The organism is Desulfonauticus sp. (assembly GCF_055126295.1).
In genome coordinates this window covers 15875-27712 of sequence record NZ_JBSRHE010000002.1, presented here as the reverse complement: position 1 = coordinate 27712, position 11838 = coordinate 15875, and the positions used below count along the sequence as shown (strand labels likewise).

Annotated in this window: 13 protein-coding genes; 7 read left to right on the top strand and 6 right to left on the bottom strand. The window is 36.0% G+C overall.

The genetic code is table 11. The features are described 5' to 3' along the window. Window positions 1-2: 2 nt before the first annotated feature. Entirely contained in the window at window positions 3-1379 is a 1377-nt protein-coding gene (gene thiD, locus ACTCIM_RS01240) for a bifunctional hydroxymethylpyrimidine kinase/phosphomethylpyrimidine kinase (protein WP_472313405.1), read from the top strand. Next, window positions 1379-2071 (top strand): type 1 glutamine amidotransferase, encoded by a 693-nt coding sequence (locus ACTCIM_RS01235; protein WP_472313402.1) that lies wholly within the window; start codon window positions 1379-1381, stop codon window positions 2069-2071. Before thiD ends, ACTCIM_RS01235 begins: the two co-directional genes overlap by 1 nt. A 5-nt stretch (window positions 2072-2076) precedes the next feature. On the opposite strand, the gene ACTCIM_RS01230 is transcribed toward ACTCIM_RS01235, so the two are convergent. Further along, window positions 2077-3258 carry a YibE/F family protein gene (locus tag ACTCIM_RS01230; RefSeq protein ID WP_472313401.1) on the bottom strand — a complete coding sequence of 394 codons (1182 nt, stop codon included), beginning with the start codon at window positions 3256-3258 and terminating at the stop codon, window positions 2077-2079. Beyond that, window positions 3248-4711 carry an alkaline phosphatase gene (locus ACTCIM_RS01225; protein ID WP_464279885.1) on the bottom strand — a complete coding sequence of 488 codons (1464 nt, stop codon included), beginning with the start codon at window positions 4709-4711 and terminating at the stop codon, window positions 3248-3250. The genes ACTCIM_RS01230 and ACTCIM_RS01225 overlap by 11 nt, the downstream gene beginning before the upstream one ends. Window positions 4712-4894: 183 nt before the next feature. On the opposite strand from ACTCIM_RS01225, the gene ACTCIM_RS01220 reads away from it, so the two are divergent. Genes ACTCIM_RS01220 through phoU form a run of 4 tightly spaced genes read left to right on the top strand, consistent with a single transcriptional unit; the run spans window position 4895 to window position 8787 of the window. After that, entirely contained in the window at window positions 4895-5587 is a 693-nt protein-coding gene (locus ACTCIM_RS01220; RefSeq protein ID WP_464279884.1) for a winged helix-turn-helix domain-containing protein, read from the top strand. Further along, window positions 5580-7364 carry a sensor histidine kinase gene (locus tag ACTCIM_RS01215; protein ID WP_464279883.1) on the top strand — a complete coding sequence of 595 codons (1785 nt, stop codon included), beginning with the start codon at window positions 5580-5582 and terminating at the stop codon, window positions 7362-7364. Before ACTCIM_RS01220 ends, ACTCIM_RS01215 begins: the two co-directional genes overlap by 8 nt. Beyond that, the gene (pstB, locus tag ACTCIM_RS01210) at window positions 7345-8103 is read left to right on the top strand and encodes a phosphate ABC transporter ATP-binding protein PstB (protein ID WP_464279882.1); all 759 of its coding nucleotides are present in this window, start codon (window positions 7345-7347) and stop codon (window positions 8101-8103) included. Before ACTCIM_RS01215 ends, pstB begins: the two co-directional genes overlap by 20 nt. A 12-nt stretch (window positions 8104-8115) precedes the next feature. After that, window positions 8116-8787 carry a phosphate signaling complex protein PhoU gene (gene phoU / locus ACTCIM_RS01205; protein WP_029969309.1) on the top strand — a complete coding sequence of 224 codons (672 nt, stop codon included), beginning with the start codon at window positions 8116-8118 and terminating at the stop codon, window positions 8785-8787. A gap of 41 nt (window positions 8788-8828) precedes the next feature. Here the strand turns inward: phoU and ACTCIM_RS01200 are convergent, their stop codons facing one another. From ACTCIM_RS01200 to ACTCIM_RS01185, 4 genes are all read right to left on the bottom strand, one after another. Continuing rightward, a complete protein-coding gene (locus ACTCIM_RS01200) occupies window positions 8829-9119 on the bottom strand; it encodes a hypothetical protein (protein WP_464279881.1) in 291 nt (96 codons plus the stop codon). Window positions 9120-9410: 291 nt separating this feature from the next. Further along, window positions 9411-9749, bottom strand: coding sequence for a hypothetical protein (locus ACTCIM_RS01195; RefSeq protein WP_464279880.1), 339 nt, complete (start codon window positions 9747-9749; stop codon window positions 9411-9413). Window positions 9750-9807: 58 nt separating this feature from the next. Next, window positions 9808-10074: a hypothetical protein gene (locus ACTCIM_RS01190; protein WP_472313398.1), complete on the bottom strand. Its 267-nt coding sequence runs from the start codon at window positions 10072-10074 to the stop codon at window positions 9808-9810. Window positions 10075-10249: 175 nt separating this feature from the next. Further along, a complete protein-coding gene (locus ACTCIM_RS01185) occupies window positions 10250-10630 on the bottom strand; it encodes a hypothetical protein (RefSeq protein WP_464279879.1) in 381 nt (126 codons plus the stop codon). Between the two features lie 178 nt (window positions 10631-10808). Between ACTCIM_RS01185 and ACTCIM_RS01180 the strand changes: the two genes are divergently transcribed. Further along, window positions 10809-11828, top strand: coding sequence for a PstS family phosphate ABC transporter substrate-binding protein (locus ACTCIM_RS01180; protein WP_464279878.1), 1020 nt, complete (start codon window positions 10809-10811; stop codon window positions 11826-11828). Window positions 11829-11838 lie beyond the last annotated feature (10 nt).

Below are 11838 nucleotides of genomic sequence, written 5' to 3'. Positions count from 1 at the left end.
TTTTGTTGGACAATACCTACAGACCAGAAATCCCGGTGGTGTTAACCATAGCTGGCTCTGACTCGAGCGGAGGAGCAGGGATTCAGGCAGATTTAAAAACCATTACGCTTTTGGGTGGATATGGTGCTTCTGTGATTACTGCACTCACTGCTCAAAATACCTGTGGAGTTTTTGCCATTGAAGCTCCTCCAGCCAGTTTTGTAGCCAAACAATTGGAAGTGGTAAGAGAAGATCTGGAAGTTCAGGCTGTTAAAACAGGGATGCTTTTTAATGCAGAGATTATCCTTAAGCTAGCTCCCCTTTTAAAAAAAATGTCAGTTCCTCTGGTGGTAGATCCTGTTTGTGTGAGTCAAAGTGGACATAAATTGCTTCAAGATAAGGCAATAGAGGTATTGAAAAAAGAAATCTTGCCTTTGGCCACCCTGCTAACGCCCAATATCCCTGAGGCAGAGCTTTTAAGTGGAGTAAAGCTTGAAAGTAGAAAGGATATTCCAGCCTGCTTAAAATCTCTGTTTGCCCTGGGTTGTCAGGCTATTTTGTTAAAGGGTGGGCACTTTTTTCCAGAGGATGGACAGGAAGTGGTGGATATTTTGGCCTTTCCTGAGGGCAAAACCATAGAATTTAAAAGCCCAAAGGTTTTTACTTCTAACAATCATGGTACAGGCTGTACCCTTTCTGCAGCTATAGCTACTTTTTTAGCTAAAGGGATGGATATTCCCCTTAGTGTGGCTAAGGCCAGGGAGTTTTTACTTTTTTCCCTTAAAAATGCCTATGCTCTAGGAAAAGGTGCAGGTCCAGTAAATCATTTGGCTAAAACCTATCAAGAGGTTAACCGCTATAGAGCCTTGGAAGATCTATGGTGGCTAAAGAAAAAGCTTTTGACTGAAAAGCTTGGTTTTCTGGTTCCAGAAGTGAGAATGAACATGGTAAGGCTCATTCCTTATGCCCAGGATAAAGAGGATGTGGCTGGTTTTGAGGGAAGAATCAGTGTAGATAAAGAAGGCAGGTTGCTCTGGGGTGAAGTCTTATTTGGGGTATCTTCTCATATGGCCAGAGTGGTTCTTACTGCTGCCCAATACGATCCCAGGATAGTTTTGGCTGCCAATATTCGCTATTCTCCCAGGATTTTAGAGGCTATTAGAAAAATTGGATATCCTGTTTTTACTTTTAATCGTGAGGATGAGCCCAAAGAAGTAAAGGAAAAAGAAGGCTCTACCCTGGAGTGGGGAGTAGCCAAGGTATTTGCTGAAAATAAGGGGCAAAAAATTGAATTTATTGCTGACCCGGGAGAAAAGGGCAAAGAACCTATGATCAGGGTACTAGCTTATAGTAAAGAAGACTTGCTTGGCAAATTAAAGCAGATTGGTGAGGCTTATTAGTGAAAGTACAGGTTTTTCAACATGTGTCCTTTGAGGACATAGGGCTAATTGAGAAGTGGTTATACATCAAAAAGATAAGCTCTCTTAGTTATACCAGGTTTTACCAGGGAGAAGTGCCTCCTTCAGATTTGGATTTTGATTTCCTTATTCTTATGGGTGGTCCCATGGGAGTATATGATAGCCTGCAATATCCCTGGTTAAGTACAGAAATAGATTTTGTGGCCAGGGCCTTAAAAGAGGGGAGAAAGGTCTTAGGTATTTGTCTGGGCGCCCAAATAATAGCAGCAAGCCTTAAGGCTAAAGTATATCCCAATAAATATAAAGAAATAGGCTGGTGGCCTATAGAAGTCCTTAACTGTCCTTTAACTGTTGATTTTCCTCAAAAGTTAAAAGTATTTCAATGGCATGGAGATACCTTTGATTTACCTAAGGGTTCTTTGAGGCTGGCCAAAAGTGAAGCTTGTCTTAATCAGGCTTTTTTCTTCCCTCCCAATGGACTGGGCCTGCAGTTTCACCTGGAAGTAGGAAGAAAAGAGGTGGAAAATCTAGTTGCTAATTGTGGAGAAGATTTACAGCTAAGTGGAACTTATGTGCAAGATACAGAAAGTATGCTTGCTGAAAGTGAGGAAAATGCTAAAATCTTAGAAAAATATCTTTTTTCTTTATTAGATAAGTTTTGGGATTTTAGATAAATTGATTATTTTTTTAATTTTACTAAGTAAATTTTTTTAGTAAAAATAACTCCTCCCACTAAAGCGGTAAAGGGAGCTACCAGCACCAATCCTATGCTTCCCAATATGGTTTTAAAAAACTCTGAACTTACATAAACCAAGTTAAAGATATTTATCCAGGGAGTTTTTTGAGCCATAAAGGTCATAAGTAAGGTAATATATCCTCCAGAATAGGCTAAAAGTAAAGTAGTAGTCATTGTACCTACTACTGATTTACCAACATTTATTCCAGACAAAATAAGCTCCTTACAGGAAAGTAAAGGATTTTTGTTTTTTAACTCCTGTAGGCTGGCTGCAATATCCATGGCCAAATCCATAGCAGCTCCAGAACAGGAAAGAAAAATGGCCCCAATAAAAATCTGGCTTAGATTAAGGTGGGCAAATCCAGAATAAAGAAGAGTTTCTGCAAAGGGAAGGACAGCTCCGTTTAAGTGGGCTTTTTGGGTAAGATAAATGGATAAAAGAGCTGTAATTCCTATTCCAAACATACTACCTAAAAAGGCTGTAAGCCCTTTTTTATTAAAGCCTGCCACAAGAAAAATAATGATTGCGGTAAGAAAACTGGTAATAAAAAAGGTAATTAGAATGGGGTTTACTCCTTTTAAGAGTCCTGGGATAAGTATTTTCCAGATGCAAAGAGCAGAAAATATAAAAGATAAGAGGGCCTTTATCCCTGTAAAACCAGCAAATAAGATAAGTATTAAACTGAAAATAACCAAAAACAAAAGCTCCAGGTCTAATCTATAATAATCTTGAGGATTGGCATAAACTATTTCTCCTGTGGGATTTAAACTAAGCACCAGGAGAACATTGTCGTTTTTCTCAAAAATTTTATCTTTATCTAAATGCCCTAAAAGAATATTATTACTTTTAATAATTTTACCTTTAAATTTTCCATTTAGTATTTTTAAAGTTAATAATTGTTCTCCTGTTTTTATTAAACCAAAATTTTGAATTAAAGAATTATCCACTGCTAGCACCTGAGCTTTACAGCGTAAACTTTGACCGGGAGCAAAGGTAAATGAATTGGGAAGAAAAACTAAAATAAAAGAAAATAGAGTAAGAATAAAAATAAAGATGAGTTCTTTTTTTAGGGAGCCGTTAAGGACACGGCTCCCTAAAAGGAGGGGGATAGGGTTAGTTAGCATAACTAAATATCTGTTTAGTAGAAGGGGTTGCAAAATTTTCCAACCCCATGGCTTGAGCTATTTTTTTAGCAATATGAGTATTGTCATAGCTGCCATTAAAAAGATGGGCAGAAACACCAATAGCTGCTGTAGATACAGGCACTCCTGTATGCTTGTAGGAGGTCCAGCCTATGCCTGCTTTTTGATTTAACAGGTGAGTTATACTTACGGTAAGAGGATCATAGTTTCCGTAGAGAATGTATTCTTTTTTACTTTTAGAAGTTTCAGGATTTAGAGTTTTAAGATAGGCTTGTTTCAAAAAGTTGACTTCTTCTGGTAATAGTACCAGCAAATCCTGTTGGGGATTGCCCTTAAATTTTAGACCAAAATATTCAGTAATAAAAGGTTTTATCTGCTCAAAAGAATAGTTTTTTTCTTTAAATAGAGGCACTATCTGGTCTGAAAATTTTTTAAAAGAGATTTTTTGTCTTCCCAGTAGTTGAAAATAGGTCTCATACTTGGTTCCTGCAAAACCCAGGGTCATTCCTCCGCATTCGTGATCTCCAGTGACTACGATTAGGGTTTCTTGAGGATGTTGTTCATAAAAGGCAAAGGCCTTGCTTATAGCCCGGTCAAAAGCGAGAGTATCTTTTATGGCTGTGGTGGCATCATTGGCATGGCAGGCCCAGTCTATTTTCCCGCCTTCCACCATGATAAAAAATCCTCTGGGATTATCCAGAAGTTCAATAGCCTTTTCTGTAAATTCAGCCAGAGAAATATCCTCCTGAGTGCGATCAATGGCATAGGGAAGGGCTTTGCTATCAGGCAAATTGGGATTTATTGCTAAAATTTTAGGGTTATTTTTGGGTGTTAAAGCTAAAAACTCTTTTTTGCTCTTAACTATTTTATATCCTTGTTTTTGAGCGTAAGTATAAGCATTGCCCACATATCTGGGACCATTCTTCTTTTTATGTTCTGGATCCTTAAATCCTCCGCCCCCAAAAAAATCAAATCCACTCTCTGCCAATTGGAGTTCAATTTCATAATACATGCTTCTTTGAGGTACATGGGCATAAAAACCTGCTGGAGTAGCGTGGTCTATGGATACAGAAGAGATTATTCCTACTTTTTGTCCGCGTTTTTTGGCCAGCTCAGCTAAAGTGGGAACTTTGTTTCCATCAGGTAGGAGACCTATAAACCCAATATTGGTTTTATAGCCGCTAGCTATGGCTGTAGCCGCTGCTGCTGAACCTGTGATAAAGCGATTAGCCGCAGAGGTAGTGGTAATACCCTGGGCTGGAAACCTGTCCACCATCAACTTGCCCTGGGCAAATTCCCTGGCAGCCATTCTCTGAGGAATACCCATTCCATCTCCAATGAACAAAAATACATATTTAGCTGAATTGGCAGCCATAGCCGTTCCTAAGCAAAGAAAAATAAACACAGGTAGGAGAAATAGGTTTACTTTTCGCATCTGTTTTTCACCTCCTTAAAAAAGTTATAAAGGAGTTAAAGGTCAAACATGAAAAATAAGTTACAATTGGTTGAACTTTGGGTATATTTTTTTTAGCAAAGTTTTAATATTGTCAGTTAAAAGTAACAAAAATGTAACATTTCTTTTCTAGTAAAGGCAGAACTTGTTTGAGGAAAAGGGGTTATGGAAAAGGGAAAAATTTTGATTGTGGAAGATGAGCCTGATATTGCCAATCTCATTGGACTTAATTTAGAGATTGAAAATTTTAAGCCACTATATGCCTTAGATGGTCTGGAGGGGTATGAAAAGGCAGAAAGAGAACAGCCTTTGCTTATCATTCTAGACCTTATGCTGCCCAAGATGGGTGGGCTGGAAGTTTGTAAAAAATTAAAGCAGAATTCCAAAACCAAGCATATTCCCATTTTGATGCTTACGGCCAAGGGAGAAGAAGTGGATAAAGTGGTGGGATTTGAACTGGGTGCAGATGATTATGTGGTAAAACCCTTTAGTGTACGAGAGCTTATTTTGCGGATTAAAGCTATTTTGAGAAGATATGCAGATAAACAAGAGATAACAGAGGTATGGACCTATAAGGATATGTCTTTAGATTTAAAGGCCATGACTCTTATTATTCAAAATAAGGAAATAAATTTAACTTCTACTGAATTCAAATTATTAAAGGAGTTCATACAAAATAAAAATACAGTTTTATCCAGAGAATATCTTTTGGATAAAGTGTGGGGATATGAATTTGATGGCTATGCCAGAACTGTAGATACGCATATTAGAAGGCTTAGGGTTAAACTTGGTGCTTATTCCAGCATAATTGAGACCGTAAGAGGTACTGGGTATAGATTAAGGATAAAAGATGAATAGTTTGAAGAGAATTATTTTTTTAGTTTTATTTTTGGTTTCTTTATTATCTTCTTTAATACCATTGGCTTATTTTTCTTATAAAGTAGAATCAAAATTAAAAGAAGAAAGCATAGCTGATATAAAAAAGGAATATTTGATTAGTATAGAGTTTTTAAGATCTAGTAATATTTTAGACATTTCTAGCCTGGATTCAGTTTTGAAAAAACTCAGTAAACTTTTTTCTTCCAGGTTTACCTTTATAGATGAAAAGGGAGTGGTGATAAGTGATTCTTATCTTGATTTAAGTAAAATTAAATATTTAGACAATCATTACAATAGACCGGAGTTAATTGAAGCTAGAAAAAGTAAGTATGGAGTTTCCATACGCTATAGTGATACCATTGATACCTATTTTATTTATATTGCATCCAGGCAATCCATTGGGCCTTTCAAAGGATATTTACGTATGGCCAGGCCTTATTCACAATTACAAAGAGTTGTTCAATCCATTGAACAAGTGGCCTGGTTTTTAATCTGTATTTCTTTCTTGCTTTCCTTAGTTATTTCCATATTATTTTCCAGAAAAATTTCTAAAAGGATTTATTCCCTTTCTTTGGCAGCTAAGGATTTTAGTGAAGGGAAAAGGTCTAAGTTTGTTAGTGATATAAGTGAATTTTCTTATCTGGTGCAAGCTTTAAACAATATGGCTAATAATCTTTCAGAAAAGATTGAATTGATAGAAAGTCAAAAAAGAGAGCTGGAAAATGTTTTAAACAACATTCAGGAAGGAGTTGTAGTTATAGATAAACATATGAATTTAGTAAGGTCCAATAAGTCCTTTAGAGAAATGGTAAAGAGAGAAGAGGTTGAAGGAAAGAGTTTCCTGGAGGTTGTTTTAAATAAGAGTTTACAAAATAAGGTAGAAGATATTCTTTCTAAAGACTGTATAGAGGTGGTATCTTTTCGTACGGAAATGGAAAAGGAGTTTTTTGAGGTCAAGATTATTCCTTTTGAATTTAGAAGAGATAAGTTTTATATTCTTGTTTTTTATAATATAAGTGAAATACTCAAACTGGAAAAGATAAAAAGAGATTTTTTTACCAATGCTTCTCATGAAATGAGAACTCCTTTAACCAGTATTAAAGGTTATATAGAGACATTACTTAATAATGAGGATATCTTAAAAAATAGAGGAAAGGAGATTCTAGAGGTAGTAAAGCGTAATAGTGAGCAAATGAGTAATTTACTAGATGATATTTTACAATTATCTAAGCTGGAAACAGAAAAAGAAATAATAGATATGGAACCTGTAGATGTACATTCTTTGATTGATAGACTATTGCAGGAATTTAAGGTAAGAATTGAAGCTAAAAAAGTTAAGTTTAAAAAAGAAATAGCCCAGAATTTCCCCCTGGTTCTGGCTAATAATAAGGCAATATATCATGTACTTCAAAATCTCATAGATAATGCCTTGAAGTATGGTTTAGAAACAAAAGGGGAATTAAAAATTGTAGCAGAGGAAACTCCTCTGGAATTTAAAATTGGCGTGATTGATGATGGCCCTGGCATTCCTCCAGATGAACAAAAGCGGATATTTGAAAGGTTTTATCGAGGAGAAAAGGTGGAAGTAAAACCCAAAGGCAGTGGTTTGGGGCTGGCTATTTGTAAACATATTATAAATAAATTGGGAGGAAGGATTTGGCTGGAAAGTCCTGTAAAAAATAATAGAGGATGTGCTTTTTGGTTTACTTTACCTAAAAGGAGAGAAGAAGATAAAAATGGAGAAAGTAAAAATTAAGGCTCAGAATTTAAATTTTTATTATGGCGAATTTCAAGCTTTAAAAAATATTTCCCTGGATATGCTGGAAAATAAGGTTACAGCCTTAATAGGCCCTTCAGGTTGTGGGAAAAGTACCTTTTTACGCTGTTTAAATAGAATGAATGATTTAATTGAAGGAAGCAGGGTAGAAGGCAAATTGACCCTGGATGGGGAAGATATTTATGCGCCTGGAGTGGATGTGGTGGAGCTTAGGCGAAGAGTGGGCATGGTTTTTCAAAAACCCAATCCTTTTCCCAAGTCTATTTTTGAAAATGTAGCCTTTGGTTTAAAGGTAAATGGAGTTAAGGACAAAGAATTTATTGCCCATAGAGTAGAAGAAAGTCTTAAAATGGCTGCCTTATGGAACGAGGTAAAGGATAGGTTAAAGGATTCAGCCATGGGTTTATCTGGAGGGCAACAGCAAAGATTGTGTATTGCTAGAGCCATTGCTGTAGAGCCAGAAGTTTTATTGATGGACGAACCTGCTTCAGCCCTGGACCCCATTGCTACCCAAAAGATAGAAGATCTTGTCTTTGAATTAAAAGACAAGTTTACCATTGTCATTGTTACTCACAACATGCAACAGGCAGCAAGAGTTTCTGACTATACAGCCTTTTTTTATATGGGTAAGCTTATAGAAGTAAATACTACGGATAAGATTTTTACTAGGCCGGATAAAAAACAAACCGAGGAATATATCACAGGAAGATTTGGCTAAAAGGAGTAAAAAATGTCTAAGATTTTGGTTAAAGAAATAGAAGAATTGAAATTAAAAATGTTGAATATGTTTTCTCAGGTTATTGAAGCAGTAGATAAAGCTATCTTGGGCTTAAAAAATATGGATGCTGATTTATGTCAGGAAGTTATAGATAATGACATAATTGTAAATAAACAAGAAGTGGAAATTGATGAACTTGCTTTAAAACTTTTGGCCCTGGAGGGGCCTGTAGCCAAGGATTTGCGCTTTATTTTAGGTTGTATGCGCAGTTGCTCGGATTTAGAAAGAGTAGGAGATGAGGCTGTAAATATAGCTCAGTCTGTTATTTTTTTGAGTACCAGGCCGCCTCTTTCTTTTTACGATAATATTTATCAACTGGGAACCAAAGCTAGAGAGATGTTAAAAGAGAGCTATTTGGCTTTTACCAATCTTAATTCAGAGCTTTCTCTTTATATTTGTCGTATGGATAATGAGGTTGATGAATTAAATTCTTATATTTTTAAGACCATTATTAACTTAATGTTAAAAGAGTCTCCAGCTATAGAAAGGTCTGTTGAGTGCATGAACATATCCAGGAGATTTGAAAGGATTGCTGACTTATCTACAAATATAGCAGAGAATGTCGTTTTTATAGAAAAAGGAGTAAATATAAAACACTCCTGTCAATTTGATAATAGAAAGTAAATTCAAGTGTAATTTAGATAAAGCTTATTCTAGTTTTAAGTTTATTGGGTTGGAACCTCCTCTCCTAAAGTGAAGTAGATAGCATTTATTACTGCAGCAGCAGAAGTGGTCTTAGCTTTTTTAAGGATTAAAATGTGTTGTCCTTTGCTTAAATAAAGGGAAGTAAGCTTATGCCATCCCCAGATTTTTTTCTGAGGATTTGAATTTTCAGGAAAAGTACCTATTATTTCTCCATCCATAGAAAGGAGAAGACTTCTGGCCCCATAGGGATGTTTGTGGTCATTTAGATCTTTGAGCCATAGTTTGTAGTTTCCTGGAGAAGGTATGTTCACGAGATAAGCTACCCAATCATTTTTTCTAGAAAGATACCAGTAACCATCTCCTGAATGAGGAAGGTTTTTTAGTTTTCTAGAGCGCCAGGCTTGTTCTTGTGGAGAAGTGGGATGAAAGAGATTTTTGGCAAACTCTTTTTCTGCTTCTATTCTTATGCCTTGAGAGGTGAGGACGTTAAAATTATTTTCTATTTTTTCCTTTGGGTTTCCTATGTTGTCCTGTGGAAGAGTTGTATTTGTCTTTGTAACTTTAAAAGGGGTTCTAGCTTTTATGGTGTATTTGCCTTCAGGTCAGTTTAAATAAGCTCTTACTTCATAATCTCCAGCAGGCAATCCTTTAAAACTTATGGTACCTTGAGTCCTTCCCTGCGTGTATTGCCACTGTAAACTTTGATTGGGTTGGTAATAAGGATAGGCAATACTTATCCAGTCTTGCTTATTCCCTGGAAATCCAGAAAAGTTAACTTTTATGGGTTCTCCAGGAGAGTAGCTTGCTTTATCAGTTTTTAAGAGGATAGAGTTAGAAGGGGTAGGGCTGGTACTTTGAAGAAGCAAGAGGTTTTTGATAACATCTCCCCAAAATATGCTTACCTGAGGACAATAATAAAGAGGAGTTTTTCTTTTTAACAAACTATCTGGATCTGTAGGGTATTTGAGATTGAGAATAATTGGTAAGTTTGGCTGGTAGCTAGATAAGGCAATATAGGCTGGAAGAAGTGCTTTTGGGAGAAAAAGACAAATTGTAGCGCTGGCTAACAAGTCTGCAGGGATAATTGGAAGCGCCTAAAGAAATAGCATAAGCATTTCTGGGATTGGAAGTAGTAAGTGGATTTTGCTGGTATATGTTAAAAAAGATATTTTTGTGAGGTGGATAATGTAAGTATAGGGTATAAGAAGAATTTTTATCTATCTTAAACTCGATAATGGTTGAATATATTGGTTTGTATTTTGGCATATACCTGTATATAGAATCTTCAGGAACTAACGGAGTAGATGGAGTAGAGATATTAATATTTTTATTTATACTCCCTTTTATAAAATTTACCCTGGCTAGACTATTGGTTGAATAAAAAAATATAACTATTCCTATTAAAATAATTATTTTTTTAGCATTTTAATTTACCTATTTTTTATCGTTTCTTTTTTATTTCACAATTAGGACATTCCACAGTTATACTGGTGGTAGCATAACTTTGATATTTTCCAACAGAAGGTAAGATAGTATATTCTCCTTCTGGTAAAACTTTTCCCACTAAGTCAGAAGTTTTTTTGCTGCAAAGATAAGCAGGCCACTTACCTACAAGCCAGATACAATACTTGCCATTTCCTGTGACTTTAATAATTTTAGCTTCTTTTTTTACAATTAAAGTGTCAGAGCTTACCTTAGCATTGTTTAGAGGTCCTGTTCCTTTTACCTGTTTTCCTGAAAAGGTAACTTTTTTATTCTGGGCCAGGCTTAAAGAAGGAATAATAAGGATTAATACCAGGCATAGAAAAAATGTTTTTTTCATGAATTCCCCCCTTTTTTCTTTTTTAGTTTTGCTTAAAAAAAATATATTTTTTTGTCCAGGCAGGATAAGAAAAAAACTTTTAGTTTTGTCAACAAAATGTAACATTTTTTACCTTATTCTGTAAACAGACCTACCTACAAAGGTGAGCAAACGATATTTATAGGAGGTAGGTTTATTTATGAGTAAGGTAAAATTGACTTTTTTAACAATTTGTCTGTTGGTTTTAGGGCTGGTGGGTTTTGCTCAGGCCAGAGATCAAATCCGTATTGTAGGTTCTAGTACGGTTTATCCTTTTGCCAGTTATGTGGCTGAAGAGTTTGGGGCAACCACCAAGTATCCCACTCCAGTTATTGAATCCACTGGTTCTGGAGGCGGACATAAGCTTTTTGGGGCTGGAGTAGGGGAAAACACTCCAGATATTACCAATTCTTCCAGAAGAATTAAGTTAAGTGAATTTAAAAGGGCTCAGGAAAATGGAGTTAAGGAAATTGTAGAAGCTAAGATTGGTTTTGATGGTATTACTCTGGCGCAAAATATCAACAATCCTTCTCTTAAGTTGACTCGTAAGGAAATTTTACTGGCTGTAGCAGCTGAAGTCCCTCAAAAGGGTAAGCTGGTTCCCAATCCCTATAAGTACTGGGATGAAATTAATCCCCAATTGCCTCACCGCAAAATTAAATTTTATGGGCCTCCTACTACTTCTGGTACAAGAGATGCCTTTGAAGAGTTGGCCATGGAAAAGATTGCGAAAAAAATTCCAGAGTATGGCGGGAAGTATTCTAAAATTAGACAGGATGGAGTGTATATTCCTTCTGGAGAAAATGACAATTTAATCGTGCAAAAGCTTACTGAGGATAAAGAAGCCATAGGTATTTTTGGCTATAGCTTTTTGGAAGAAAACAGTGATCGTATTCAGGCAGTTGTGGTAGATGGCGTAAGTCCAACTCCTGATAGTATTTCCAGCGGCAAATATCCTCTTTCCAGGTCTCTTTATTTTTACATTAAAAAGGCCCATGTTGGTAAAATTCCAGGTCTTATGGATTATGTTAAACTCTTTTTAAGTGAAAAAATGATTGGGGATAGAGGGATGTTAAAGAGAATAGGGCTTATTCCTCTACCTAAAAAAGAAAGAGAAGAGGTAAGGAATCGCGTATTTTCCTTAACTCCTCTTACTCTCAAGGATTTACAAAAGAAGTAAGCCCTGTTGG